The 25,125-nt window shown below is 73.0% G+C and carries 22 protein-coding genes and 3 pseudogenes; 10 read left to right on the forward strand and 15 right to left on the reverse strand.

Annotated features, from left to right (window positions below; genetic code table 11):
* Nucleotides 1-64 precede the first annotated feature (64 nt).
* Nucleotides 65-772 (forward strand): NADAR family protein, encoded by a 708-nt coding sequence (locus tag OG689_RS04525; RefSeq protein WP_266317917.1) that lies wholly within the window; start codon nucleotides 65-67, stop codon nucleotides 770-772.
* A 123-nt stretch (nucleotides 773-895) separates the two neighbouring features.
* Here the strand turns inward: OG689_RS04525 and OG689_RS04530 are convergent, their stop codons facing one another.
* The 3 genes and pseudogenes from OG689_RS04530 to OG689_RS04540 all read right to left on the reverse strand — a co-directional run bounded on the left by OG689_RS04530 (nucleotide 896) and on the right by OG689_RS04540 (nucleotide 3,283).
* Nucleotides 896-1,636, reverse strand: coding sequence for a class I SAM-dependent methyltransferase (locus tag OG689_RS04530; RefSeq protein WP_266317919.1), 741 nt, complete (start codon nucleotides 1,634-1,636; stop codon nucleotides 896-898).
* 507 nt (nucleotides 1,637-2,143) lie between these two features.
* A pseudogene (locus OG689_RS04535) lies at nucleotides 2,144-2,997 on the reverse strand (IS5 family transposase).
* Nucleotides 2,984-3,283, reverse strand: a complete 300-nt coding sequence (locus tag OG689_RS04540) for an antibiotic biosynthesis monooxygenase (protein WP_266317921.1) — start codon at nucleotides 3,281-3,283, stop codon at nucleotides 2,984-2,986. Before OG689_RS04540 ends, OG689_RS04535 begins: the two are co-directional and overlap by 14 nt.
* Nucleotides 3,284-3,447: 164 nt before the next feature.
* Between OG689_RS04540 and OG689_RS04545 the strand changes: the two are divergent.
* Nucleotides 3,448-3,579, forward strand: a pseudogene (locus OG689_RS04545) (glucarate dehydratase); the annotation flags it as partial.
* A 122-nt stretch (nucleotides 3,580-3,701) separates the two neighbouring features.
* On the opposite strand, the gene OG689_RS04550 reads toward OG689_RS04545, so the two are convergent.
* The 4 genes from OG689_RS04550 to OG689_RS04565 form a co-directional block, all read right to left on the reverse strand.
* Nucleotides 3,702-5,774, reverse strand: a complete 2,073-nt coding sequence (locus tag OG689_RS04550; RefSeq protein WP_266317922.1) for a calcium-binding protein — start codon at nucleotides 5,772-5,774, stop codon at nucleotides 3,702-3,704.
* 460 nt (nucleotides 5,775-6,234) lie between these two features.
* Nucleotides 6,235-6,414 (reverse strand): hypothetical protein, encoded by a 180-nt coding sequence (locus OG689_RS04555; protein ID WP_266317924.1) that lies wholly within the window; start codon nucleotides 6,412-6,414, stop codon nucleotides 6,235-6,237.
* Nucleotides 6,407-6,826, reverse strand: coding sequence for a VOC family protein (locus OG689_RS04560; protein WP_266317925.1), 420 nt, complete (start codon nucleotides 6,824-6,826; stop codon nucleotides 6,407-6,409). The genes OG689_RS04555 and OG689_RS04560 overlap by 8 nt, the downstream gene beginning before the upstream one ends.
* A 102-nt stretch (nucleotides 6,827-6,928) precedes the next feature.
* Entirely contained in the window at nucleotides 6,929-7,822 is an 894-nt protein-coding gene (locus OG689_RS04565; protein ID WP_266317927.1) for a LysR family transcriptional regulator, read from the reverse strand.
* 182 nt (nucleotides 7,823-8,004) lie between these two features.
* Here OG689_RS04565 and OG689_RS04570 point away from each other — a divergent pair, with 182 nt between their 5' ends.
* On the forward strand, nucleotides 8,005-9,189 hold the full coding sequence (locus OG689_RS04570; RefSeq protein ID WP_266317929.1) for a cytochrome P450: 1,185 nt from the start codon (nucleotides 8,005-8,007) through the stop codon (nucleotides 9,187-9,189).
* Nucleotides 9,190-9,258: 69 nt separating this feature from the next.
* Here the strand turns inward: OG689_RS04570 and OG689_RS04575 are convergent, their stop codons facing one another.
* Together OG689_RS04575 and OG689_RS04580 are read right to left on the reverse strand one after the other, a co-directional pair.
* Nucleotides 9,259-10,812, reverse strand: a complete 1,554-nt coding sequence (locus OG689_RS04575) for a glycerol-3-phosphate dehydrogenase/oxidase (RefSeq protein WP_266317931.1) — start codon at nucleotides 10,810-10,812, stop codon at nucleotides 9,259-9,261.
* A complete protein-coding gene (locus tag OG689_RS04580; RefSeq protein WP_266317932.1) occupies nucleotides 10,809-11,387 on the reverse strand; it encodes a TetR/AcrR family transcriptional regulator in 579 nt (192 codons plus the stop codon). Before OG689_RS04580 ends, OG689_RS04575 begins: the two co-directional genes overlap by 4 nt.
* A gap of 80 nt (nucleotides 11,388-11,467) precedes the next feature.
* Here OG689_RS04580 and OG689_RS04585 point away from each other — a divergent pair, with 80 nt between their 5' ends.
* Nucleotides 11,468-13,048, forward strand: a complete 1,581-nt coding sequence (locus OG689_RS04585) for an FAD-binding oxidoreductase (RefSeq protein ID WP_266326864.1) — start codon at nucleotides 11,468-11,470, stop codon at nucleotides 13,046-13,048.
* Nucleotides 13,045-13,977: a diacylglycerol kinase gene (locus OG689_RS04590; RefSeq protein WP_266317934.1), complete on the forward strand. Its 933-nt coding sequence runs from the start codon at nucleotides 13,045-13,047 to the stop codon at nucleotides 13,975-13,977. The genes OG689_RS04585 and OG689_RS04590 overlap by 4 nt, the downstream gene beginning before the upstream one ends.
* 186 nt (nucleotides 13,978-14,163) lie before the next feature.
* Here the strand turns inward: OG689_RS04590 and OG689_RS45005 are convergent.
* The 5 genes and pseudogenes from OG689_RS45005 to OG689_RS04610 all read right to left on the reverse strand — a co-directional run.
* Nucleotides 14,164-14,481 (reverse strand): annotated as a pseudogene (locus tag OG689_RS45005) (hypothetical protein); the annotation flags it as partial.
* Nucleotides 14,445-15,245, reverse strand: coding sequence for an NRDE family protein (locus OG689_RS04595; RefSeq protein ID WP_266317935.1), 801 nt, complete (start codon nucleotides 15,243-15,245; stop codon nucleotides 14,445-14,447). The gene OG689_RS04595 and the pseudogene OG689_RS45005, both read right to left, overlap by 37 nt.
* A 328-nt stretch (nucleotides 15,246-15,573) precedes the next feature.
* Entirely contained in the window at nucleotides 15,574-16,113 is a 540-nt protein-coding gene (locus OG689_RS04600) for a DinB family protein (RefSeq protein WP_266317937.1), read from the reverse strand.
* Nucleotides 16,114-16,284: 171 nt separating this feature from the next.
* On the reverse strand, nucleotides 16,285-16,656 hold the full coding sequence (locus tag OG689_RS04605; protein WP_266317939.1) for a VOC family protein: 372 nt from the start codon (nucleotides 16,654-16,656) through the stop codon (nucleotides 16,285-16,287).
* 151 nt (nucleotides 16,657-16,807) lie between these two features.
* Nucleotides 16,808-17,236, reverse strand: coding sequence for an organic hydroperoxide resistance protein (locus OG689_RS04610; protein WP_266317941.1), 429 nt, complete (start codon nucleotides 17,234-17,236; stop codon nucleotides 16,808-16,810).
* A gap of 485 nt (nucleotides 17,237-17,721) precedes the next feature.
* Here OG689_RS04610 and OG689_RS04615 point away from each other — a divergent pair, with 485 nt between their 5' ends.
* The 4 genes from OG689_RS04615 to OG689_RS04630 all read left to right on the forward strand — a co-directional run bounded on the left by OG689_RS04615 (nucleotide 17,722) and on the right by OG689_RS04630 (nucleotide 23,013).
* Nucleotides 17,722-18,162, forward strand: coding sequence for a VOC family protein (locus tag OG689_RS04615; RefSeq protein ID WP_266317942.1), 441 nt, complete (start codon nucleotides 17,722-17,724; stop codon nucleotides 18,160-18,162).
* A 74-nt stretch (nucleotides 18,163-18,236) separates the two neighbouring features.
* Entirely contained in the window at nucleotides 18,237-18,920 is a 684-nt protein-coding gene (locus OG689_RS04620) for a winged helix-turn-helix transcriptional regulator (RefSeq protein ID WP_266317943.1), read from the forward strand.
* A gap of 245 nt (nucleotides 18,921-19,165) precedes the next feature.
* Nucleotides 19,166-21,136: a lamin tail domain-containing protein gene (locus OG689_RS04625; protein WP_266317944.1), complete on the forward strand. Its 1,971-nt coding sequence runs from the start codon at nucleotides 19,166-19,168 to the stop codon at nucleotides 21,134-21,136.
* A gap of 362 nt (nucleotides 21,137-21,498) precedes the next feature.
* Complete coding sequence (locus OG689_RS04630; RefSeq protein WP_266317946.1) at nucleotides 21,499-23,013, forward strand: NAD(P)/FAD-dependent oxidoreductase; 1,515 nt, start codon at nucleotides 21,499-21,501, stop codon at nucleotides 23,011-23,013.
* Nucleotides 23,014-23,113: 100 nt separating this feature from the next.
* Here the strand turns inward: OG689_RS04630 and OG689_RS04635 are convergent, their stop codons facing one another.
* Nucleotides 23,114-23,776, reverse strand: a complete 663-nt coding sequence (locus OG689_RS04635; protein ID WP_266317948.1) for a TetR/AcrR family transcriptional regulator — start codon at nucleotides 23,774-23,776, stop codon at nucleotides 23,114-23,116.
* A gap of 109 nt (nucleotides 23,777-23,885) precedes the next feature.
* Between OG689_RS04635 and OG689_RS04640 the strand changes: the two genes are divergently transcribed.
* Complete coding sequence (locus tag OG689_RS04640; protein ID WP_266317950.1) at nucleotides 23,886-24,836, forward strand: alpha/beta hydrolase; 951 nt, start codon at nucleotides 23,886-23,888, stop codon at nucleotides 24,834-24,836.
* Nucleotides 24,837-25,125: the final 289 nt, after the last annotated feature.

Consider the following 25,125-nt stretch of genomic DNA (forward strand, 5'->3'; position numbering starts at 1 on the left):
CCCGGCCGCCTCCCCCGTCGGGTGGCCGATCCGGGGCGGGTGCCTATCCCCTAGGCTGGCCGCCATGTCAGGCGAGCGACGCACCTTCAGGTACTCGGACGGCGAGCGCGTTCCCGGCCTGTGGCGGCCGGTCTTCGCCCATCACGGTGGTGTCCACAGCCTCACCGAACTGACCGTGTACGCCGACGGTCTGGTCGACTGCTGGGGCCTGTCCACCGTGGAGGAGTTCGCCGAGCGGGTCGGGTACGGCCAGGTGGCCGCCCGGATCGCCGAGGGCTCCCGCGGCTCCGCCGCCGGGCTCGCCACCTGGCGGTTCGCCTCGGCGCACACGTTTCTCACCCCGGAACGCCTGATGGCCGAGATCCGGGCGGACATCGAGCGGCTGAACGCACCGCCCGAACGCACCGGGCCGCCGGCCGACCGCGCGGTGCTGGTGGACGAATTCTCCCTCCCCGAACTGCACAACGACCACCCGATGCCGGTCACCGTCGACGAAGTACGCCACTCGTGCGCCGCCGAGGCCTTCCAGGCCCTGGACGGCCCGGGCGGCGCGCAGGCCCGCCCGGCGGTGATGGCCCGCGTGCTGCGCGCCAAGTTCGCCCAGCACCCTGGAGCGGCGGAGATCCTCCTGGCCACCGGCGACACCACCATCCGCTACCACGACCCCGGTTCCACGTACTGGGGCGAGCAGACCCGCTCGGGACGGAACTGGATGGGCCGGCTCCTCGAACTGGTCCGGGCCGAACTGGCCCTCGCGGACCAGGCGCACTGAGCCGGCGGCCCGGTCGTCCCGGGCCTCGCAACCCTCGACTTCCGTGCGCGCCGTCCACCGAGTGGCAGGCCCGGTGCCGGACGGCGGCCCGTCCCCCGCCGAGCCGGGGACGGGCCTCCCGGGTCAGGCGCGGCAGCGCAGCATCGTCAACGGGGGGTTGGCGGCCAGGTCGTCCCAGAACTCCTTGCCGTACTCGCGCACGCCCGCGGCGGAGACCTCCAGAGGCACCCAGGTGACCTCGCTGAATCCGGCCGCCCGCAGGCACTTCTCGTAGACCTCGCGGCTGGGCGGGTTCGCGACGAAGGAGATCGGCGGGTCGAGGAGCGCGGTGATCCGCACGCGCGGACCGATCTCGGTCTCCTCGCCGAGCGACTCGCACAGGAAGCCGTACTTGGCGAGGGACGGCCCGTCGAAACGGAAGTCCGGGTGCTGCACGAAGGCGAAGAACTCGGCCCCCTCCGTGATGCTGCGGTGGATGGACCGACACATCCGCTCGATGGTGGCGACGTCCTCGGCGTAGTTGAACAGCTGCACCGCGACCGCGATGTCGAACCGCTGCTCGAAGGACCGCAGTTCGGCGACGTCGCCGACCTCGTAGTGCACACCCAGCGGGTCGACGTCCTCCTGGGCCCGGGCCGCGTCGACCATCACGGAGGAGATGTCGACGCCGAGGACGTGGGAGGCGCCGCGGCGCTTGAACTCCCGGCTGTAGAAGCCGGTTCCGGAGGCTAGGTCGAGGATCGACCGACCCTTCACGTCGCCGACGAGGGCGAGGAAGCCCGGAACCTCCCCGTAGCGCGCGAGCGGGAGGTTCTTGAAGCCCTCGAAAGCCTCGCCGATCTCGTCGTACAGCTGACCACTCATCGTACTGTTCCCCCTCTGTTCCCGGCGTTCGGCCTTCGGAACGGGCCGCCGCCCCTGCCGGGCAGTCTCCCTCGCGACGACCGGGGCGTCGTACTGGCGGAAGCTCCAAATATGCCGTACCGGAGGCCCGTTGCCGTCTTGGTGTTTCGCTCGGACGCCCGGTGGGACCGTCGGCCCGACACCGATGCCGGCGCGGAGGAGGGTTCGGCGGCGACATGTGCACGAGTACAGCCACTCGACCACTCGCTCTGCTCCGACGGCTCGTCAGTCGACCGGACCGGCGAACCACGCCGGCGCCTCACCTGATCACTGCAAGGGCCCGTGGCCGCGCCCGGCCGGTCACGGCGACCCGCGGGAGGCGGGACGATCGCCGGCCGGCCGGCGATCCGAGGTGATCGGTCGGCGGGGAGACGGCTAACGTCCTGCGGCCGGGATCTCAGCCGGCTGGTCGTACATCCGCACGTCGCGTGCGATCGCCAGCGGCATCAGCCGGGCTAGAGCACGTCTTCAAAGGTTGATCCAGAGCAGGGTTGAGGCGAGAGTGACGGCGGCCTGGTAGGACTCGCGGGTCTGGTCGTAGCGGGTTGCTATGCCGCGGTACTGCTTGAGCCGGTTGAAGCAGCGTTCGACTGTGTTCCGGTGGGTGTACTTCTCCCTGTCGAAACCGGGCGGCCGTCCGCCGTGTCGTCCCCTTCGGCGGCGGCCGGCTGCCTGGTCAGCGCGTTCCGGGATGGTGTGGGCGATGCCGCGCCGACGGAGGTAGGTACGGATGGCGCGGGAGCTGTAGCCCTTGTCGCCCAGGACGTGGTCGGGGCGGGTGCGCGGGCGGCCCGCCCCGAGGCGGGGCACGCGGATGTCGGCCATGACCTGTTCGAAGCGCGTGCAGTCGTTGACGTTCCCGCCGGTGACCACCAGGCCCAGTGGGCGTCCCCGCCCGTCGCAGGCGAGGTGGAGCTTCGTGGTCAGTCCGCCCCGGGATCGACCGAGGGCGTGATCATCCGCTTTGTCCCAGTCGGGAGCCCCCCTTTGCGGCCGCCGGCCGCGTGCTGGTGGGCACGGGCGATCGTGGAGTCGACCGACACCAGCCAGTCGATGTCTCCGGCCGCGTCCTTCTCCGCCTGGATCGAGCGCAGCATCCGGGTGAAGGTCCCGTCCAAGGCCCACCTGCGGAAACGCGTGTACAGGCTCTGCCACGAGCCGTACCGCTCCGGCACGTCCCGCCACGCCGAGCCGGTCCGCAGCTTCCACACGATCCCGTTCAGCACCATCCGGTCGTCCGCCCGAGGCCGTCCCGTCCCCGCTCGCGGCAGGAGACGGGACAGCACCTCCCACTCCACGTCCGACAGCTCATGACGACGAATCACGACCAACATGATCGCTCATCAGCCCATCGCCTTTGAAGACGCGCTCTAGGCCGATCTCACGGAAGTGGTCGGAGTCGCGGTGAGCCGCGAAGGCGGCGGCGTCGGCGTACTTCTCGATGCTCACGTAGCGCTGGGGCGACTCCTCGGAGCGGAACACCTCGTAGGAGAGACAGCCGGGTTCCTCGCGACAGGCCCCGGCGAACTCGTGCAGGATCCGGCCGAACTCGACCGCGTTCTCCGGGCTGCAGGACACATCGGCAACGACCAGCACATGCGATTCCATGACGCACACCCTATGTCCGACGTGGCCGAAGGACCCTCGACTTCTGCATCCGCCCGCTGGGTGCCCGATCGGATGACGCGCGTCCAGAAGGCGGCACCGGCGCTGCCGGCGCGCCGGCGTTCGATATCAAGGCGGACCGGGGCCACGCCCGCGGCGCCGGAGCGGTACGACTGGACCGCGACGCGCTGGCCCGGCTGCACGAGAACCACCTACGCTGCGAGGTCCGGGAGCGCGACGACACCGCGTACATGCAGCGCTTCGACCCTGCGTACCGGCGGAGGCGGCCACGCTGGTGAGCCCGGGGCCGCCGGGCAGTGCGTGCCCGCCCGTACAGCCCGAGGTACGAGTGGGCACACGCCGTCCGCGGGCCCGGCCGCCGTCCGGCGGCCGGGCCCGCGGGTTCGGTTCGGCCCTGTCGTTACGGGCAGCCGGTGACGGTGTCGCCGGGGTCGACGGTGCAGCTGTCGAAGCCGTTGCCGCCGTGGGCCGCGTCGTTGCCGGCCACGCCGTCGACGGCGTTCAGCTGGTCGTTGTCGTTGCCGCCCATCAGGGTGTCGTTGCCCGGGCCGCCGTTGAGCGTGTCGGCGCCGGTGGAGCCGTTCAGGGTGTCGTTGCCGGTCCCGCCGTAGAGGGTGTCGTTCCCGCTGCCGCCGTCGACCGTGTCGTTCCCGGAGCCGGCGTAGACGATGTCGTTGCCCCCGCCCGCGCTGACCATGTCGTTGCCGCCGAGCGAGCAGATCACGTTGTTGCCGCTGGTGCCGAACAGGTTGTCGGCCCCGCTGGTGCCGATGATCGTGCAGCCGTGGGCGTTGTTCACCGTGGTGGTAGCCGTGGCGCTGTTGTCGGCCGGCACCGGGTCGGGCTGGGCCGCCCCGACCGTGGCGCGGTCGGAGAGCGTCCCGATGACCGTGGGTTCGACCACGACGGTGACGGTGACGCTCGCCCCCGGGGCGAGGGTGCCGAGCGCGCAACTTGCCCCGGCGGCGGAGGTGGTGCAGGTCCCGGTGCCGGGTGTGGCCGAGAGCAGGACGGCGGGCCCGGTGAGGGTGTCCGCCAGGGTGACGGCGGTGGCCGACAGGGTGCTGCTGGTGTTGCTCACCCTCACGGTGTAGGTGGCCAGGTCGCCGAGACTGACGGTGGCCGGCCCCGACTTGGTGACCGACAGGTTCACGTCGGTGGGCACGGGCGCGCCGCCCCCGCCCTCGTAGCGGGCCAGCGCGAAGTCGTTGTCGGTCAGGCCGGCCGCGACGATCCGGCCGTCGGCCTGCACCGCGACCCCGTGGGCCTGGTCGAAGCCGCCGAAGTCGGTGGTCACCCGGCCGCCGGTGCCGAACCCGGTGTCGAGCCCGCCGACGGTGTTGTACCGGGCCAGGGCGAAGTTGTTGCTGCCGCCCGCGGTGCCGAACCCGGCCGCGACGATCCGGCCGTCACCCTGCAGCGCCACCGCCTGGGCGTTCTCGGACCCGCCGAAGTCGGTGGTCACCCGGCCGCCGGTGCCGAACCCGGTGTCGGGCGCCCCGGCGGCGGTGTAGCGGGCCAGCGCGAAGTCGTTGCCGGTCACGCCGGCCGCGACGATCCGGCCGTCCGCCTGCACCGCCACGCCGTTGGCGGACTCGAAGGCCCCGAAGTCGCTGGTCACCCGCCCGCCGGTGCCGAACCCGGTGTCCAGAGCGCCGGTGCTGGTGTAACGGGCCAGCGCGAAGTCGTAGTTGCCGACGTTGTTCCCGGTGTAGCCGGCCGCGACGATCCGGCCGTCGGCCTGCACCGCCACGCCGTGGACGGCGTCGGCGCCACCGCCGAAGTCGGTGAGCACCATGCCCCCCGTGCCGAAGCCGGCATCCGGGCTGCCGTCCGTGTTGTACCGGGCCAGCGCGAAGTCGCCGCCGTTCAGGCCGGCGGCGACGATCCGGCCGTCGGCCTGCACCGCCACCGCGAAGGCCTCGTCGATGCCGCCGCCGCCGAAGTCCGTGACCACCTTGCCGCCGGCGCCGAACCCGGTGTCCAGGCTGCCGTCGGTGTTGTAGCGCACCAAGCTGAAGAAGTTGCCGCCGGCGCTCGACTCGCTGACGCCCACGGCGACGATCCGGCCGTCGGCCTGCACCGCCACCCCGTTGGCCGCGTCCCCGCCACCGTCGAAGTCCGTCGTCACCCTGCCCCCGGTGCCGAAACCGGCATCCGGACTGCCGTCGGTGTTGTACCGGGCCAGCGCGAAGTCACCGTCCTTCACGCCCGCGGCGACGATCCGGCCGTCCGCCTGCACCGCCACCGCGGTGGCCGCGTCCCCACTGCCGCCGAAGTCCGTCGTCACCTTGCCGCCCGTACCGAACCCGGGGTCCAGGTCACCCGGAGCGGCCCACGCGACGCCGGGCAGCGCCAGCAGCAGCGCCACACTCGCGGCGCCCGCCACCCCGGCCCGGCCGAGGCCGGAACGGCCTCGGCCGCCGGCGGCGCGCACGGACTCCGGTCTTGGATCAGCACTGAACAGGGACATTCGGCCCACTCTGCCTCTCGTCGTCATGGCTCCGGTCGGCGCACCGGGTGACCACCGACGACGCCGGCACCCCGTCGCCGGGGCACCCGCCCGCCGCCCGGGCCATCGGGCGTCCAGCCACAGCTTCCGGGCACGACGCGGCGAAGCCCCGACGCCCTGCGCGCACTCCGCCCACCGGCGGCCGGGATCCACTCGCACGGGTGAGGCAACCGGCGGGCCTTGGCAGGCCCGCCGGCGGCGGCTTCCGGCGGCTCGGCCGGCGGTGTCGCGCCCCGCGGGGAGGCGACCCGCTCGATGGCGGCCCGTCTGCGCCGGGAAGGGTTAGCCGCCCGGGCGGCGGGGCGGTCGGCGGGCGGATGAGCGCCCACCGGCTCGCCTACAGGAAGTCCCAGCCGACCGTGGCCGGCGCTGCGGCGGGTCAGGCGCGGCGGACAACGAGGCCGCCGCCAGCACTACGGGGTCATCCCCGCGCCGGCGGGAGCAGCAGGCCGAACACGGTGTCGGCGATCACCGCGAAGTCGCCGCGCTCCAGCACCTTCCGGTCTTCGTAGGCGGTCCGCAGGGCACAGACCGTCCCGGCGGTTTCGGCCTTGTCCGCCGTGTCGGGGCCGTCGGCCGATGACGGGGAGAGGTCAGTCACGGCCTGCTCCTTCGGCCGTGCGGTCCTCGGCGGGGTGGGCCGCGCCGGCGGGCGCGCTCCACTCGGCGAGCTGGACGTCGATGCCGTTGGGGTCGACGAGCCCCAGCGTCCACCCGCCCCAGGGCTGCAGGGCCAGCGGCGAGGTCACCGTGACCCCCTCCGCGACGAGTCGGGCCGCCGCCTCGGCGATTCCGGTGACCGTGAAGGACACGAACCCGGTGAGCGGCGGTCCGGGGGCCACCGCGGTGTCCGAGGTGACCAGCAGGATGTCGGCGGCGCCGTCGTCCCGTTCGAGCTGGATGAGGTCGTCCGTGCGGAGGAGTTCCCGGAACCCGAGGTGCTCGGTGAAGAAGCGACTGGAGGCGGCCGGGTCGCCGACCTCCAAAGCCACCGTGGTGGAGGTGATGTTCATGCCGTTCAGCCTGACCCTGGCGGCCGGCGCGAACAACGACGGTTCTCGCAACGTTCGTTAACCCAGGTGTTCACGATGCCGCAGGCCGTCCGGGGGGTGCGGTCAGAAGCGGAACGCGCCGAGGTCGCGGACGGTGGCGGCGAGGGCGCGGACGAGGTCGTTCTCGGCCTCGGTCCGCCACACCAGGACGAAGGAGAGGGGGGAGAGGCCCTGGATCGGCAGCCAGCGGACGCCTGGCATGCCCCAGTACCGGGTGACGTGGCTCGGGAAGGGCTGGATGATCTCGCCCATGGTGACCATGTCGATCAGTTCGGAGGAGTCCGCCACCTGGTGCGCGCGCTCGATCGGACGGCCTCGCGGTGTGCTGAAGGGCATGTAGCCCTCCTCCCAGTAGTCCAGTCCGATCCGGCCGGTGGCGTTCGGGAAGTCGGCGAGGTTCTCCAGCGGGACGGAGGACCGCCCGGCCAGGGGGTGGTCGGCCGAGACGGCGAGGATGCGGGGATCGGTGAACAGGGTCGGGCCGACGGTCAGGTCGGGCTCCTCGACGGGCAGCCAGGCGACGAAGACGTCGCACTCGCCGTCGCGCAGCTTGCCGAACGGGTCCTCCAGACTCGACAGTCGGACCTGCAGCTCCCACTGCGGGTGCCGTTTGCGGAAGGTCTTCCAGTAGATGTGCAGGTCCCCGACGTTGAACGGCATCATCAGGACGCGCAGCCGCCCGCTCACTCCCTGGGCGGCCATCCGCGCGCGCTCCAGCGACTCCTGCAGCCCCAGGTAGCACGGCCGCAGGTCGTCCCTCAGTTGCCGGCCGACCTCGGTCAGCCGCACGGTGCGGCTGGTGCGCTCGAACAGCATCGCCCCGACGCTGCGTTCCTGCTTCCTGATGGCCATGCTGACCCGGGCCGGGGTGACGCGCAGCCGTTCGGCGGTCCGGCCGAAGTGCAGTTCCTCGGCCAGCGCCAAGAAGATCTCGATGTCCCGAAGTTCCATCAGCATCCCCCGATGTATCAGTGATGATCTTCCGATCATCCGAACGCGGCGCATTCTACGGTGCCCTTCGCTCCACAAGATCATCGACGGCAGGACGGATAATGGCCGCTCCGGGGGCAGCCGACGCCCGGTGCGAGATCTGCGGGCCGCCGATGGTGGCTGCCTGAACCACTTGGAGTCCCGAGCCCATGAACGAGCCGACCGGCGATCGAAACCCGCGCGACCCATACGCCGGCTACGCCGCCTACGCCGACATCCGCACGGCGGGCCCGGTCCAGCCCTTCCCCACCGGCCCCGGCGGGCACAGCAGCTACCTGGTCACCGGGTACGCCGAAGCCCGGCAGGCATTCGCCGACCCGCGGCTCTCCAAGGACACCGCCGCCTTCTTCGCCGGCAGGGAATCGCGACGGCGCCTGCACCCCGCGGTGGCGCACACCATGCTGGCGACCGACCCGCCCCACCACACCCGGCTGCGCAAACTGGTGGCCAAGGCCTTCACCACGGGCGCGGTGGCAGCCCTGCGTCCGTTCATCCAGGAGACCACCGACAAGCTGCTGGACCGCTGGCCCGTCGGCGGCGAGGCCGACTTCGTGACCGATCTGGCGGCGCCCCTGCCGGTCGCGGTCATCTGTGAGCTGCTCGGGGTGCCGCAGGCCGACCGGGCCCAGGTACGGCACTGGTCGGACGAGTTGTTCGCCGCCGGGGCCCCCGACCGGGTCGACGCCGCCTCGCACGCCGTGGCCGGCTACCTGACCGACCTCGTCGCCGACCGGCGGCGACGGCCGGGGAACGCCCTGCTGGACCGCCTGATCGCGGCCCGCGACGGCGGGGACAGCCTCGGCGAGGAGGAACTGGTGTCCCTGGCCGCGCTCCTGCTCGTCGCCGGACACGAGACCACCACCAACCACCTCGGCAACGCCGTCCTGGCGCTCCTCCAGCACCCCACCGAGCTGGAGCGCCTGCGCAGCGACCCGGACGGCATCGCGACCGCACTGGACGAGCTGCTGCGCTTCGACTCCCCCGTCAGCACCTCCACCTTCCGGTTCAGCACGGAGCCCGTCACCCTGGGGGACGTCGAGATCCCGGCCGGCCTGCCCGTGCTGGTCGCGATCGGCGCCGCCAACCGGGATCCGGGCCGGTTCCCGTCGCCCGACCTGCTCGACCTCGACCGGGCGGCCGCGGGGCACCTCGCCTTCGGCCACGGCATCCACCGCTGCCTCGGCGCCCCGCTGGCGCAGGCCGAGGCCGAGATCGCCCTCCGCGCCGTCCTCACGCGCTTCCCCCGGCTGCGGCTGGCCGTGCCGGCGGATCAACTCCGCTGGCGGCGGACGCGCCTGGTCCGGGGGCCTGCTTCGCTGCCCGTGCTGACCTGAGCGGCCCCGGGCGGGCGCCGGCGGCCGGGACGGGACGGGGCCGGTGCGGGGTCGGGGCCGGACGACGCGTCAGCCCCGGTGGGCGGCCACGATCTCCTCGACCACCGGTCGGGCGCGCTCGGCGTCGGCCGGGACGAGTCCGATCCGGGTGCGGCGGTCCAGGACGTCGGCCGCGTCCAGCGCGCCCTCGTGGGTCAGCGCGAACTCCACCTCGGCGCGGGTGACCTCGATCCCGGGGGCGACCGGCTCCAGCGGGCGGGCGACCGTCGCGGCGTCCAGCACCGCCCGTGACGCCCCGCCGTGACGCGCGGTCAGCGAAGCCGGTACGTCCTCGCCCGGCAGCGGAGCGCTGTCCCGGTGCCGCGGGGCCCCGACCAGCGGGAGGTCCGCCGTCCGGCACGGCCCGGCGGCCAGGCCGCGCGCCCGCAGGACGGCGTCCACCGCGTCCTGGGCCATCCTGCGGTACGTGGTCAGCTTGCCGCCGACGACGGTGAGCACCCCGGAGGGCGACTCCAGTACGGCGTGCTTGCGGGAGATGTCGGCCGTGCTGCCGCCGCCGGTGTCGATCAGCGGACGCAGCCCGGCGAAGGCGCCGCGCACCTCGTCGCGGGTCAACTGCCGTCGCAGGGCCGTGTTGACGGTGTCCAGCAGGAAGGAGATCTCGCCCTCGGTCGGCTCCGGCTCGTCCGGGACGGGGCCGGGCGCGTCCTCGTCGGTCAGGCCGACCACCACCCGTCCGAGCTGCTGCGGCAGCGCGAAGACGAAACGGCTGGTCGATCCGGGCACCGGCACGGTCAGCGCCGCCGAGGGGTGCCCGAAAGCCGCCGCGTCGAAGACCAGATGGGTGCCGCGGCTGGGCCGCAGCCGGATCGAGGGGTCGACCTCGCCGGCCCACACGCCCGTGGCGTTGACGACGGCCCGGGCCGACACCCGCAGCGTCTGCCCGGTGAGCGTGTCGGTGAGCAGCGCCGAGGTGCCGGTGACCTCGTCCGCCCGTACCCGGGTCAGTACCGCGGCGCCGTGCTGCGCCGCCGTCCGGGCGATCGCGACGACCAGCCGGGCGTCGTCGATCAGCTGGCCGTCGTGGGCGACCAGCGCGCCGGTCAGCCCCTCCCGGCGCACGGCCGGCACCAGCTCCGCGGTCTCGGCCACGCCGACCCGGCGGAGGCGCGGCAGCACCCGGGCCGGCGTGCCGGCGCTCAGCCGCAGGACGTCGCCCGCCAGGAAGCCCGCGCGGACGAGCGCGGCCCGGCCGCGTCCCGTCGAGGGCAGCAGCGGCACCAGCTGGGGCAGGGCGCGCACCAGGTGCGGGGCGGTGCGGGTCATCAGGATGCCGCGTTCCACGGCGCTCTCCCGGGCCACCCCGATCCGGCCGGAGGCCAGGTACCGCAGGCCGCCGTGGACGAGCTTGGAGCTCCACCGGCTGGTGCCGAACGCCAGGTCGCGGGATTCGACCAGCACCGTGCGCAGCCCGCGCGAGGCGGCGTCCAGGGCCGTGCCGGCGCCGGTGACCCCGCCGCCGATCACCAGGACGTCGATCCGGCCGCCGCCGGCGGCGAGTTCGTCGAGGTCGCGGGCGCGGCGGCGGCCGTCGAGTGCGGTCGAGCCGGTGGCTGGGGTCATGGCGCGAGGTATCCGTTCAGGGCTCTGGCCAGTTCGCGCCGCCATGCTTCCTCGGGAAGCAGCTGGGCGACCATGCGGTACGACTGGACGGTGGACTGGGCGATGAGCAGCACCATCGCGGCCAGCTCGGTCGGCTCCCCGGCGCGCACCGAGCCGTGCCGCTGGCCGAGCACCAGCGCGCCGCACAGGGCGTCGAGCAGGCCGCGCTGGCTGGTGCCGAGCCGCTCGGTGACGTACTCGAAGAGGACCTCGGGGTCGGAGTGCAGCAGCGCGCCGAGCACCGGGTGGTCGCGGATCCGCAACGCGACCTCGACGATCCAGGCGACCACGGACTCGCGGTCGTCGCCGGCCCGGACGACCTGTGCCTGGGTGGTGGCGATCTCGCGGGTCAGCAGGGCGCCGACGACCGCGCGGACGTCCGGCCAGCGGCGGTAGACGGTCGGCCGGCTGACCCCCGCCCGGCGGGCGATCTCGGCCAGCTGGGTGCGGCGGGCGCCGAGGTGGGTGATCAGCTCGGCGGCCGCGTCGAGGATGGCGTCGTCGACGCTCTGCGGGTCAGCATTACTACTTGACATGATGTGTAAAACTGTAACGCATGACACCCGATGCGCCAACCGGACCGGACCGGACGCCCGCCACCCTGCCGCTGCCCCCGATGAAGTGGGACGCCTGGGGCGACCCCGACCTCGCCAAGCCGCTCTCCGAGGACATCAGGGGGTTGCTGGAGCAGGCGCTCGGGGTGACGCCGGCCGACCACCCCGCGCCCACCGCCGAGGAGGTCGTCCTGCGGCCGTCCGCCCTGCCGCAGGAGGACCTGGACGCCCTCGCCGCGATCGTCGGCGCCGCGCACGTCAGCAGCCACGACGCCGACCGGCTGCCCCGCGCGGGCGGCAAGTCGACCCCCGACCTGCTGCGCCGCCGCAGCCGCGAGGTCCAGGACGCCCCGGACGCCGTCGTGCTCCCGGGCGGCGAGGACGAGATCACCGCGCTCCTGGCGCTCTGCGCCGAGCGGCGGATCGCGATCGTGCCGTTCGGCGGCGGCACCAGCGTGGTCGGCGGCGTCGACCCGGTCCGCGGCGGCTTCACCGCCGTCATCTCGCTCGACCTGCGGCGCTTCGACCGCCTGGAGTCGCTGGACGAGGTCTCCGGCGAGGCCGTCCTCGGCGCGGGCCTGACCGGGCCGCAGGCGGAGGCGCTGCTCGCCGCCCGGGGGTACGAGCTCGGCCACTACCCGCAGAGCTTCCGGTACGCGACCGTCGGCGGCTTCGCGGCCACCCGGTCCTCCGGCCAGAACTCGGCGGGCCACGGCCGCTTCGACGACATGGTCCGCGGGCTGCGGGTGCTCACGCCGTCCGGCGCGATCGACCTCGGACGCGCCCCGGCCTCGGCCGCCGGCCCCGACCTGCGCCAGCTGTTCCTCGGCTCCGAGGGCACGCTGGGCGTCATCACCGCCGTCCGGCTGCGGGTCCACCCCACTCCCGCCGTGAAGATCCACGAGGCCTGGAGCTTCCCCGACTTCGCGACCGGCGCCGCCGCGCTGCGCGAGGTCGAGCAGCAGGGCACCGGCCCGACCGTGATCCGGATCTCCGACGAGACCGAGACCGCGATCAACCTGGCGATGACCGACCGGATCGGCGGCGCCCAGGTCACCGGCGGCTGCCTGGCGGTGACCGTCTTCGAGGGCACCCCCGAGCAGGCGGCCGCCCGCCACCTGCGGACCAGGGAGGTCCTGCTGGCCGCGGGCGGCACCTCGCTCGGCGAGGAGGCCGCCAAGGCCTGGGAGCACGGCCGCTTCAACGCGCCGTACCTGCGCGACTCGCTGCTCACCGCCGGCGCGCTCTGCGAGACCCTGGAGACCGCCACCAGCTGGGCCGGCCTGGCCGCGCTGAAGGCCGCCGTGACCTCGGCCCTGGAGGGCGCGCTGCGCGAGAGCGGTTCGTCCTCCCTGGTGATGTGCCACATCTCGCACGTCTACCCGACCGGCGCTTCGCTCTACTTCACCGTCGTGGCGGCCCAGCAGGGCGACCCGCTCAAGGAGTGGGGCCGGGCGAAGCAGGCGGCGGGCGACGCCATCCTGGCGCACGGCGGCACCATCACCCACCACCACGCGGTCGGCACCGACCACCTGCCGTGGATGACCCGGGAGATCGGCGACCTCGGGGTGAAGATCCTCCGGGCCGTCAAGGACGCCGTCGACCCGGCCGGGATCCTCAACCCCGGCAAGCTCATCCCGTGAGCGGGCCGGCGGCCGCCGGGCCGATCCGCAAGGTCACCCTGCTGACCAACCCGGCCGCGGGCGGCGGCCGGGCCGAGCAGGCCGCCCGGCGGGCGGCCGACCGGCTGCGCGAGCGCGGCGTCGAGGTCCTCGCCACCGCCGGCGCCGACGCCGCGGACTCCCTTCGACTGGCCCGCGAGGCGGTCGCCCGCGGCACCGACGCCCTGGTGGTCGCGGGCGGCGACGGCATGATCAGCCTGGCCCTGCAGGCCCTCGCCGGCAGCGGTGTGCCGCTCGGCGTGATCCCGGCCGGCACCGGCAACGACCACGCCCGCGAGTTCGGGATCCCGCTGAAGGACCCCGAGGCAGCGGCGGACGTGATCGTCGACGGGCGGGTGGAGACCGTCGACCTCGGCCGGATCGAGGCCGCCGACGGCACCGTCCGGATCTTCGGCTCGGTGCTGGCCACCGGCTTCGACTCGCTGGTCAGCGACCGGACCAACCGGCTCCGCTGGCCGCACGGCCGGATGCGCTACAACCTGGCCATCCTGGTCGAGTTCGCCAACCTGCGGCCGCTGCCGTTTCGGCTGGTGCTGGCGGACGGCACGGTCGTCGACCGCCCGCTCACCCTGGCGGCGATCGGCAACACCCGCAGCTACGGCGGCGGGATGGTGATCTGCCCGGGGGCGGACCGCAGCGACGGCCTGTTCGACGTCACCCTCGTGCACGCCATGCCCCGCCTGCGGGTGGCGCGCTTCTTCCCGACCGTGTTCAAGGGCACCCACGTGCGGCGCTCCGAGGTGGAGACCTACCGTACGGCCTCGCTGCGCATCGAGTCCCCGGGGATCAACGCGTACGCGGACGGCGAGTACGTCGGCCCGCTGCCGGCCGAGGTCCGGATCCTGCCGAAGTCGCTCGACGTCATCGTCCCCGGCGCGACCGCGCGCTGAGGCCCCGGCCCTGCCGGTCGCGGCAGGGCCGGGGGTCGGGGTTCGGGGTTCGGTCAGGGGAACTGCACGCCGACCAGCGTCCACTGCTGGGTGGTGGCGCCGGCCGAGGGGGCGGCCTGGACGATCTGGGCACCCTTGGCGAGGGAGCCGTCGGCGGTGTCGAGGGCCTTGCTGCTGGGCGCCGATCGGCGTGGCGGCGATCAGCGGCCAGTTGAAGGTGGCGGTGATCCTCCCGTCCACGTAGCCGCGGGTGATGGTGCGGATCTGCGGGGCGGCGCCGCCGTTCAGGTCCAGGGAGCCGTTCTCGCTGGCCCGGATCGGCTTGTCGAGGGCGGTCGCGCCGGCGGGCGTCGGACGGTTGCAGGCGGTTCCCGTGTCGCCGGTGCCGCCGTTGGTGCCCTCGCAGGGGTAGTGGTGCCCGATGACGTCCACCACGGCGGCGTAGGAGGGGTCGGCCTGCAGCGTGGTCAGTCGCCGGCCGGCCGGGTGTCGACCGGGTACCAGGCGGCGTTCCCCGGCGCCGGGTTGAAGTCGTAGCGGACCGCGCCGCGGCCGAGCCCGACCAGGGCGAGCGAGGTGGTCGCCCAGATCCGGCCCTCGCCGAAGTCGCGGCGCTGGACGAGGGCGGCCGGATCCGTGCGGTCCAGCCCGTCGCCGTCCGCGATCGGCGCCCAGTCGCCCCACACGTCGGCGGTCGGGGCGACGGCCCCGGGGGCGGAAGCGGCCGGCGGCTCCGGCCGGTGGACGGCCGCCAGCCGGGGCCGGAAGTACGCGAGCCGGGCGGCCATCATCCGCGAGGCGCGCTGCGAGGACGTACGGTGCTCGGCGAGGCCCTCCATCCCGTCGTTGATCACGGCGTGCAGCCCCGGCTCCAGCGCCCGGCGGGTGAGCTCGGTGCCGCTCCAGCCCAGCATGGACACCGCGTCCGGCCCGGCGGTGATCAGGTGGAATGGGTCGTAGCGCGCCCAGTCGCGGTCGGTGAGGTCGTCGCCCTGCGCCGCCAACAGGGGCAGTTCTCCGCGCGAGAGACGGCCGGCCGGCTCGGCGGGAACCCCGAACCCGTTCAGGATGCAGGAGAGACGGGGCACCCGGCCCGCGCCGCCCGGGTCGACGGCCAGCCAGGTGCCGCCCGCCAGCAGATCGAGGCCGCCCAGCAGCCGCGGCCGGTCCGGCCAGTGCCGGGCCGGCGGCAGCCACGCCCGGTCGGCGTACTCGTCCCGAGCGGCGAGAACCAGGATCGGCACCGGCGAGCCGGGATCGAAACTCACGAACACGGTGCACACGGCGCATCCCCTCACCTCGGCCGTCCCCTGCCTGTGATCCTCCCACGGGACCCCGGCCCGGTGGCCGGGTTCACCGACTCGCGCCGAGCGCCTGGCGGGAGCAGCCCTGCCGCCCCGGACCATCACCCGCTCCCGCTCCGGGGCGACGGTTGCCCGCCCGGATCCCAGGCAGCCGGCACACGGTACGGGGACCGACGGGGACCGACGGGGACCGACGGGGACCGACGGGGACCGACGGGACGGCGCGGCAGGGGGAGGCCGCGAGCGCGACTGCGGCCCGGCGGTGGCCGGGCCGCAGCTCGTACGGGGAGGGTCAGCCCATGCTCTTGGCGCCGTCCAGGGCCTCGCGGATGATGTCGGCGTGACCGGCGTGCTGGGCGGTCTCGGCGATGATGTGGAGCAGGACGCGGCGGGCCGACCACCGGACGTCGCCGTCGAACCAGGGCGCCTTCGGCAGCGGATGGGACGCATCCAGGTCGGGCAGGGTGGCGACCAGCTCGTCCGTCCGGCGGGCAGCCTCGGCGTAGTCGGCGAGCACCCCCGCCAGCGTCTCACCGGGCAGCAGCTTGAAGCTGTCCCGGCGGTCGGCCAGGTCCTGCTCGGTCATGGCGGTGAAGTCGGGCATCGCGGACGGGCCTTCGAGGATGAACGCGAGCCAGCTCTGCTCCACGCCGGTGACGTGCTTGACCAGCCCGCCCACGCAGAGCTCGCTCACGGTGGAGCGCTCGGCGGCCTGCGCGTCGGACAGCTCGTTCGCGGTGAAGCGCAGGAAGAACCGCGCCTTGCCGAGCTGCTCCAGCAGATCCGCGCGCTCGCCGGTGAGGGCCGGGGTGAGGGTGGTGGTCTCGGTCATGATTCTCCGCCTTCGTGAGGTGCTGTTCCGTCTGTTCCGTCTGTTCCGTCGACAAGAGAAACGATAGGAGGGATCTAGGCCAGTTCATGGCCTAGATCGAATCCCCGGGCCGACAGGGACGGACGGCGGTCATGGCCCGACGGTCCGGGGATGCGGCGGAGTCCAGGGCCGTCAGCCGATGAGGGTCTCCTTCGGCCGGACCACGCAGAACTCGTTCCCCTCCGGATCGGCCAGCACGGTCCACGACTCGTTGCCGCGCTGCCCGACGTCCGCCCGACGGGCGCCGAGGGCGAGGATGCGCTCGATCTCGTCCTCGCGGTCCTCCGCGGCGGAGGTGAGATCGAGATGCAGACGGTTCTTGGTGGCCTTGCGGTCCGTCACCGGCATGAAGCAGATGCCCACCGGCGACGTGGCGTCCGGCCCGATCACGACCTCCCGCTCCCGCTCGGACAGGATCTGCCAGCCCAGCGCGGCGGCCCAGAACCGGGCCAGGGCGGGCAGGTCGTGGGCGTCGATGACGATGTGATGCAGCGAGAGAGGCATGTCGGCCAGTGTGCCTTCGATCGCGGGGACGAAACCTGGTGGACCGGCCTGTCCCCTGCCCTGGATGCGGAGGGGAGCCGGCCGCCGGGCGTACGGCGCCCATCTCCGGTGGTGCCGCCCGCTCCCCTCGGCGAGGGGAGCGGGCGGGTTGTCACACCCGGGTGCCGCCGACCACCAGGGCCACGTCGATGTTGCCCCGGGTGGCACCGGAGTACGGGCAGACCTGGTGGGCCGTCCTGACCAGGTCGACCGCCTGCTCGGCGGTGACCGAGGGCAACTCGATCCGCAGCTCGACGGCCAGCTGAAGGCGTCCCCCGTCGGCCGGGACCAGTGAGACCGACGAGTCGATCTCCACGTCGTCCGCCTTGAGCCCGCCGCGCTGCCCGACCAGTGCGAGCGTCGTGCCGAAGCAGGCCGCGAAGCCGATCGCGAGCAGCTGCTCGGGGTTGACGCCCTCGCCGTCCCCGCCCAGCTCCTCGGGCTGCCGCAGCTCCAGATCCAGCCGGCCGTCGTGCGTGCGGCCGTGGCCGTTCCTGCCACCGGTGACGTGCGCCTGCGCCGTGTACCGCGCCTTGGTCATCCTGAACTCCCCTCATTGCTACCTGATTCAGAATCTGGCACTTCAAAATCAAGAAGTCAATGACGTACCATCAGATCCACGCACCGGCAGTCGGCCTGACAGCCGATTCGGAGAACGCCCCGCCGGGCCACCGACCAAGAAGCCGCCGCCCCGGCGGAATCCGCCGACCGGGTGCAGCCCCCACTCGTCCGGAGGATCCCCGACGACCACGTTCGTTCTCGTCCACGGCGCCTGGCACGGCCCCTGGGCCTGGGACACCGGATACTCCTCCACGCCCGTCCTTCCACGGACAGGTGACGCGAAGTCGGTTTCCCTCGTGTGGAAGCCGAAGCACTTCCCCGGTGTCGCCGGACGGCCTGTCCGGGACGACCCCCGGTTGGGCCGACGTCGCCCCCGTCGACCCCTACCACCGGAAGAAGGAGTGCTGACGGGTCGGACGGCCGGCCGAGCCGGCACTGTCGGACCTGGCACCTATCCTCGGGCTCATGACCATTCAGCGCATGGACAACGTCGGCATCGTCGTCGACGACCTCGACGCCGCCGTCGCCTTCTTCACCGAACTCGGCATGGAGCTGGAAGGCAGGATGCCGATCGAGGGACGCTGGGCGGGAGAGGTCGTCGGGCTCGACGACATGCGGAGCGAGATCGCGATGATGCGGATCCCGGACGCCCCGGGCCGGCTCGAACTGGCGACGTACCACTCCCCGAAGGCGATCACGCCGGAGCCGGCGGTCACCCCGGCGAACACCCGGGGCCTGCACCGCGTCATGTTCGCCGTCGACGACCTCGAGGACACCCTCGCCCGCCTCCGGCCGCACGGCGCCGAACTCGTCGGCGAGGTGACGCGCTTCGAGGACAGCTACCTGCTCTGCTACCTCCGCGGGCCGAGCGGAATCATCCTCGCGCTGGCCGAGCAACTGGGCTGAGAGAAGGGAGTCCGCTGTCGACGCCGGCCGCCGGTACCGATCGGATTGCTCGCGCAGGACCCTAGAATGACGAAGTGGAACAGCGAACGTACAACCAGTACTGCGCGACCGCGCGTACCCTCGACCTCGTCGGGGAGCGCTGGACGCTGCTCCTGATCCGCGAACTTCTGACCGGCCCCAAGCGGTACGGCGACCTGCAGGCCAGCCTGCGCGGCCTCGGCACCGGACTGCTCGCCGCCCGCCTGAAGCACCTGGAACGCGAGGGGCTCGCGCACCGGATCGTGCTCCCCCCGCCCGCGCGAACCCCCGCGTACGCCCTCACCCAGGCGGGCGAGGAACTCGGGCCGGCGATCCTGCAGCTCGCCCGGTGGGGCCTGAAGTGGGCGATGGGCGAACGGCGCCAGGACGAGACCTTCCACCCCGGCTGGGCCGTACTCGGCCTGCGGGCCTGCTTCGACGCCGAGGCCGCCGCCGGGCTCCACGCGGTCTACGAGTTCCGCATCGACGACGAACTGTTCCATGCCCGGATCGCCGACGGGTCCGTCGAGGCGCTGCACGGCCCGGCCCAGCACCCGGACGCGACCGTCACGATCGGCCGGGAGGCGTTCCTCCGGCTGACCGACCAGACCCTCACCATGGCGGAGGCGATGGAGACGGGCGCGGCGACCGCCGCCGGCGACCGGGAGGCGCTCCGCAGGCTGAGAGGCCTGTTCCGCCTCCCGTCTCCGCGCACCCGGACGGCGGACCGGACGAGCTGATCCGAGTCGCCCGGGCGCGCGACGGCCGCCGCCGACCCGGCGACGGCCCGACGACGGCCCGACGACGGCCCGACGTGCGTCCGACCGAGCCCCCGGCGATGCCGGCGCGTCGCGTGGTGACCGCGCGTCGCGTGGTGACCGCGCGTCGCGTGGTGACCGCGCGCGCCTGGCGTTCCGGTGGCCAGCAGGTGGCATTCAGCCGCAGTACACGCCGGTTCCATGTTGCGCCGTCAGAGTTCGGCCTCGTGCCTACCTCACACTCGCGTACCGGCGTCGCCTCCGTCTGCGCCGCGGCTTTGACGTTCTCAGGATTCCTCGTCACCGGGATACTCGCCGCGCAGCCCGCGGCCGCCGCGGACCCGGCCGGCTACCAGAACATCCGGATCAACGAGGTCACCTCGTCGAACAACGACACGGTGGAGCTGTACAACTCCGGCTCGACCGCAGTGAGCATCAGCGGCTGGAAGATGTCCGACGACGGCTTCTCGCCGCAGTCGTTCAGCCCGACCGCCACCACGATCCCGGCCGGCGGCTTCGTCACCTTCAACTCGCCCAAGGGGCTGGGTGACTCGGACAAGCTGGTGATCTACACGGCCGACGGCACGGTGGTCGACCGCGTCGAGTGGGCGACCAACGCCGCGAAGCCGGCGATGGCCCGTTGCGGCGGCGACGGCGCCGGGGCGTGGGTGACCACGACCGTGGCGACGACGTTCGGCGCCGCCAACGCCGCGGGCTGCCCGTCCTCGCTCCCGGCGGCGAGCCGGGTGCGGATCAACGAGGTCACCTCGGACGGCGCGGACACCGTGGAGCTGTACAACGGCGGCACCGGCGCGGTCAGCATCGGGTCGTGGAAGTACGTCGACAACGACACCACGCACTCCCCGGTGTCGATCTCGTCCTCCTCGCCGAGTGCGACGAGCATCCCCGCAGGCGGCTACGTCACCTTCAACTCCACCCTCGGGCTGGGCGACAACGACTCGGTCTTCCTGATCGACGGCAACGGCAGCACCATCGACTCGGTGACCTGGGCGACCAACGGCGCCAAGCCGTCGGACGAGCGCTGCGCGAACGGCACCGGCTGGTTCCGGACCGCCGCGACCGCCACGCTCGGCGGCGTGAACTCCTGTTCGGGCAGCGGCGGTGGCGGCGGCCAGACCGGGCAGCTGCTCGGTGGCGGCGGTGCGCTGACCAGCGGCTGCACCCCCGAGGCGCCCAGCGGTACGGGTTCCACCCCGACGGGCACCCTGGCGTGGCCGGGCGGGCTGGACGTCACCATCGCCGACAACGTCTGCGCGTTCACCACGTCCACCGGCCCCGAGGGCCGTGACGTGAGCGGCCTGGCGTTCGACCCGGCGAACCCGTCGGTGCTGTGGGCCGCCAAGAACAAGAACTGGCTGTACAAGCTGGTGAAGAGCGGCGGCAAGTGGATCCCGGACGCGACCTGGAGCGCGACCGGCAAGCAGATCCACTTCGCGGGCGGCTCCGGCCAGCCGGACTCCGAGGGCCTGACGGTCGGCGGCAACGGCCACATCTACGTGACCTCCGAGCGCGACAACTCCAACAACACGGTCCCCAAGGACACGATCATGGAGTTCGATCCGGCCGCGACCGGCTCGACGCTCACGCCGATCCACCAGTGGGACATGACCTCGCAGTTCCCGCAGCTGAACACCGGCAGCAAGGACGACGCCAACCTCGGCTTCGAAGGCGTCGGCCACGTCCCGGACAGCTGGCTGACCGCCAACGGCTGGGTCGACCCGCTCACCGGCGCCGCCTACAACCCGGCGAACTACCCGCTGCACGGCTCGGGCCTGTTCTTCGCCGGTCTGGAGTGGGACGGCAGCCTGCACGTGTACGGCCTGAACTCCGACGGCACGTTCATCACCTTCGGCACGATCGCGACCGGCAAGGCCTCCGTGATGGACGTGACCTTCGACGCCGGGACCCAGCGCATCATCGCGACCTGCGACAACACCTGCGGCGAGACGCACACCCTGATGAAGGTCAACGCCACCGGCGCGATCGTCCCCGACGTCACCTACACCAACCCGGCCGTCATGCCGGCCGACAACCTGGAGGGCTTCGCGATCGCGCCGACCTCCACCTGCGTCAGCGGCTTCCGCGAGGCGGTCTGGAGCGACGACGGCGTCTACGGCTTCGGCTCCGGCAGCTCCTCCTACGGACACGCCCTCTACAGCGGCACCTTCCCCTGCTGATCCCTCCCCCCGCGCCCGGGAGGCGGCTCACCCGCGGAGCCTCCTCCTGGGTGCCGCCGGACGGGGGCCACTGAGGCACCCGGGCCGTACCGCACGACGAAGCTCCCGGCAGACGGGGTCACGAACCGTGACCACCCGATGACTGCCGGGAGCTTCGTCGTGCCCGCCCACGGACCGCCGCCGAGAACGTCGTGGGGCCGTCCCGGGTGCGGGACAGAGCCCGCCGCAGGCGCGGGAGGAGCCCCCTCCGAGCCCATGGTGCATAGTGCAGCATGGCGCGACGAGCAATCGCGTCGTGCCCGTTCACGGGGCCGTCCCGTCGGCGACCACGGGCCTCTGGTCTCATCGAGGAGGATCGAACCATGGGAGACCGCCTTCCCACCGAGCACGTCGACGTGCTCATCGTCGGAGCCGGCATCTCCGGCATCGGCGCGGGGCGCTATCTCCAGCAGCACGGCAGCAAGTCCTTCGCCGTCCTCGAAGCCCGGGCGGCCGCCGGCGGGACCTGGGACCTGTTCCGCTACCCGGGCGTCCGCTCCGACTCCGACCTGCAGACCTTCGGCTACGAGTTCAAGCCCTGGCGGGACCAGGAGGCGATCGCCGCGGCCCCACGGATCCTGACCTACCTGCGGGAGACCGTCGCGGAGAACGTCCTGGAGCCCCACATCCGCTACCAGCAGAAGGTGCTGGCGGCCGCCTGGTCCTCGCGGACGGCCCGCTGGACCGTCGAGGTGCTGCACACCGGCACCGGCGAGCGCACGCGGCTGACGGCCGGCTGGATCTTCTGCGCGGGCGGCTACTTCCGCTACGACCAGGGCTTCACCCCGGTGTTCGAGGGCCGCGAACGCTTCTCCGGGGACATCGTCCACCCGCAGCACTGGCCGCAGGACCTCGACCACGCCGGGAAGCGGGTGGTGGTGATCGGCAGCGGCGCCACCGCGGTCACCCTGGTGCCCGCCATGGCCGAGACCGCGGAGCACGTGACGATGCTCCAGCGCACGCCGAGCTACATCATGGCCCTGCCGCGCCGCGACGCCCTCGCGAACCGCCTGCAGAAGGTGTTCGGCCCGGAACGGGGCTACGCGCTGACCCGGCGCAGGAACATCGCGGTCCAGCGGCTGATCTGGCGGCTCCTGCGACGGTTCCCGAACGCCGGCCGCAGGTACATCCGCTCCGCCAACGCCAGGCTGCTGCCCGAGGACTATCCCGTCGACGAGCACTTCAACCCGCCGTACAACCCCTGGGACCAGCGGCTGTGCCTGGCACCCGACGGGGATCTGTTCACCGCGATCCGGGACGGCAGGGCCTCGGTCGTGACCGAGGCGATCGCCGGCTTCACCGAGACCGGCGTCCTGCTCGCGAGCGGACGCGAACTGCGGGCCGACGTCGTGGTCACCGCCACCGGCCTCAACCTGCAGCTCTTCGGCGGCATGGACCTCACCGTCGACGGACGGGAAATCTCCTTCCCCGAGACCGTCGCCTACCGCGGCATGATGCTCGGCGACCTGCCCAACTTCGCCTTCGCCATCGGCTACACCAACAGCTCCTGGACCCTCAAGGTCGGCCTGGTCTGCGAGTACTTCTGCCGCCTGCTCCGACACATGGACGAGCACGGGTACGACACCGCCCGGGCGGTCCCCGAGCCCGACATGCCCACCCGCCCCCTCCTGGACTTCGACGCCGGCTACGTCAGGCGCTCGCTCGCGGACCTCCCCCGGCAGGGGACGGCGTCGCCGTGGCTGATGTCCATGAGCTACCAGGACGACCGCAAACTGCTGCGGGCCGGAGCGGTCACCGACGAGTTCCTGCACTTCACCGGCCCGCACACCCGCAGCACCCGCAGCACCGTCCGACCGTCCGCGCACGCGCGGGCCTGAGCGCCCGGTCCCACCCGATGCCGGCGGTGCTGGGGTCGGCCCCGGCCACGCACCCCGGGCCCAGCCTGCCGCCGGAACACCTGGCGGCTGCGCCCGCCGGTCAGCCCCGGCGGGGGCGGCGGCGGCGCTGGGTGCCGTACGCGCGGAGGAAGGCGTCCACCCCGGTGCGGACGGCGGCGTCGAGGTCGGCGCGGTCGACGGGGCGGGTGCCGAGCGCGGACAGGCCGGGGAGGTTGCCCGAGACCAGGGCGATGAACTGGGTGGCCGCCACGGCGGGGTCGTCGAGATCGAGGTGACCGCGGTTGGCCAGGCCGGCGAGCCGGCCGCAGAGGACGTCCAGCACCGGTTGGGAGCCCCGGGCCACCACCTGGTCGTAGAGATCGGGGAGCCGGGCGGCCTCCGCGTAGAGCAGCCGCTGGAGCCCCCATCCCTCGTCGCCGAGCTGACACTCGATCACCCGGTGGGCGACGCGTTCCAGCTCGCCCTCCAGGTCCTGACCGTCGTCAGGGAGGCTCGCGAGGGCGGCGATGATGCGGTTGGAGGTGCGCTCGGCGCCGTCCCGCATCACGATCCGGAACAGGTTCTCCTTGTCCCCGAAGTGGTTGTAGACCGTGGGCTTGGCCACGCCGGCCACCGCCGCGATGGTGTCGATGCCGGCCTGGGCGTAGCCCTCCCGGGTGAACACCTTGACGGCGGCTTCGAGGATGGCGCTGCGCTTGTCGATCCGGCCGCGCCCAGCAGTCGAGCGTCCACTTTCGGTCACATACCTACGGTAGCGCACAGATAACTGCTACAACTCACTTGAACTCATGAGTTCAATTTTGTATGCCGTCGATCATCCGACCGCCGCCGCAGGAAGAAGGCCAGAACCCATGCAGGACATCACTCGCCGACTGGACCCGGAGCTGCTGGGAGGCTTCGTCTCCCCCGTTTCCGGCATGGCAGCGCTGCGGCCCGGCGCGGCCGCGCCCGAGCGGGAGGACCTGGTGGTGCGCGACCCGCTCGACCCGGGCGCGCCGCCGGTGCCCGTCCGGATCTACCGGCCGACCACCCCCGCCCCGGAGCGGCCCGCGGTGCTGTTCGTGCACGGCGGCGGATTCACCGCCGGCGAGCGGTTGGAGTGGTTCGACCCGCTGTGCGACCTGTACGCCGAGGGTTCCGGGGCGGTGGTGGTCTCGGTCGGCTACCGGCTGGCACCCCGGCACCCCTACCCGGCCGCGCGGCAGGACTGCCTGACGGCCCTGAACTGGCTGCGCCTGAACGGAGAGCGGCTGGCCGTGGACGGCTTGCGGGTGGCGGTGGCGGGCAGCAGCTCCGGGGCGGCGATCGCCGCCGGACTGACGCTGGCGCTGCGCGACCGCGGCGGCCCGCTGCCGAGCCTGCTGCTGTTGCACGCCCCCGTGCTGGACGACCGGCACACCACTGCGTCCAGCCGGCTCGCGCTGGACCCGCGCACCTGGAACCGGACTGCCTCGCTGGCCGGTTGGGGCGCCTATCTGCACCCGCTGCCGCCCGGCCACCCCGACGTGCCCGCCCACGCCGCGCCGGCCAGGGCGGAGGACCTGAGCGGGCTGCCCCCGGTCTACCTGTCGGTCGGGGACCTGGAACTGTCCCGGGACGAGGTGATCGAATTCGGCCTCCGGCTGGCCCGCGCCGGGGTGCCGTTGGAACTGCACGTGTTCCCCGGGGCCTACCACGGCTTCGACATCAAGGACCCGCAGGCGGCGGCGAGCCGGCACTCGCTGGCCACCCAGGTCGACGCGCTGCGCCGCGCCCTGCATCCCGGTGCCCGGACAAAGATTGAACAAGCGAGTTCAGTCTGATTAACTGTCAAGGTCAGCAGGCCGGGGATGCAGATGGCTCACCGCAACCGCTGACGGTTCATCGACGCTCCGGTTCCGGAGCCGCAGTCCGAGGAGTACGGAGTGTCCGCCAGCCGTGGCCTGCCAGGCATGCGCCTGCTGCTTACAGCCACCCGCCGGGCGATCGACCTCTCCCGTACCGACAGCGCGCTGTGTCCTTCGCCGCGTTGAGCCACCGCACCGCCCCGCGCTGACCGAGGGGCGGGTGCGGCGGCCCTCGCGGCGATCCCGACACGTCAACCCGGCGGCC

This window comes from Kitasatospora sp. NBC_00240 (genome assembly GCF_026342405.1).
GTDB lineage: Bacteria > Actinomycetota > Actinomycetes > Streptomycetales > Streptomycetaceae > Kitasatospora.

What these genes read in the sequence shown, in the direction of transcription:
- OG689_RS04600 (WP_266317937.1), bottom strand. Translation starts at nt 16,113, where the DNA reads ATGACCGAGACCACCACCCTCACCCCGGCCCTCACCGGCGAGCGCGCG.
- OG689_RS04605 (WP_266317939.1), bottom strand. Translation starts at nt 16,656, where the DNA reads ATGCCTCTCTCGCTGCATCACATCGTCATCGACGCCCACGACCTGCCC.
- OG689_RS04580 (WP_266317932.1), bottom strand. Translation starts at nt 11,387, where the DNA reads ATGTCAAGTAGTAATGCTGACCCGCAGAGCGTCGACGACGCCATCCTC.
- OG689_RS04550 (WP_266317922.1), bottom strand. Translation starts at nt 5,774, where the DNA reads ATGTCCCTGTTCAGTGCTGATCCAAGACCGGAGTCCGTGCGCGCCGCC.
- OG689_RS04585 (WP_266326864.1), top strand. Translation starts at nt 11,468, where the DNA reads ATGAAGTGGGACGCCTGGGGCGACCCCGACCTCGCCAAGCCGCTCTCC.
- OG689_RS04610 (WP_266317941.1), bottom strand. Translation starts at nt 17,236, where the DNA reads ATGACCAAGGCGCGGTACACGGCGCAGGCGCACGTCACCGGTGGCAGG.
- OG689_RS04630 (WP_266317946.1), top strand. Translation starts at nt 21,499, where the DNA reads ATGGGAGACCGCCTTCCCACCGAGCACGTCGACGTGCTCATCGTCGGA.
- OG689_RS04525 (WP_266317917.1), top strand. Translation starts at nt 65, where the DNA reads ATGTCAGGCGAGCGACGCACCTTCAGGTACTCGGACGGCGAGCGCGTT.
- OG689_RS04575 (WP_266317931.1), bottom strand. Translation starts at nt 10,812, where the DNA reads ATGACCCCAGCCACCGGCTCGACCGCACTCGACGGCCGCCGCCGCGCC.
- OG689_RS04540 (WP_266317921.1), bottom strand. Translation starts at nt 3,283, where the DNA reads ATGGAATCGCATGTGCTGGTCGTTGCCGATGTGTCCTGCAGCCCGGAG.
- OG689_RS04615 (WP_266317942.1), top strand. Translation starts at nt 17,722, where the DNA reads ATGACCATTCAGCGCATGGACAACGTCGGCATCGTCGTCGACGACCTC.
- OG689_RS04570 (WP_266317929.1), top strand. Translation starts at nt 8,005, where the DNA reads ATGAACGAGCCGACCGGCGATCGAAACCCGCGCGACCCATACGCCGGC.
- OG689_RS04560 (WP_266317925.1), bottom strand. Translation starts at nt 6,826, where the DNA reads ATGAACATCACCTCCACCACGGTGGCTTTGGAGGTCGGCGACCCGGCC.
- OG689_RS04530 (WP_266317919.1), bottom strand. Translation starts at nt 1,636, where the DNA reads ATGAGTGGTCAGCTGTACGACGAGATCGGCGAGGCTTTCGAGGGCTTC.
- OG689_RS04565 (WP_266317927.1), bottom strand. Translation starts at nt 7,822, where the DNA reads ATGCTGATGGAACTTCGGGACATCGAGATCTTCTTGGCGCTGGCCGAG.
- OG689_RS04640 (WP_266317950.1), top strand. Translation starts at nt 23,886, where the DNA reads ATGCAGGACATCACTCGCCGACTGGACCCGGAGCTGCTGGGAGGCTTC.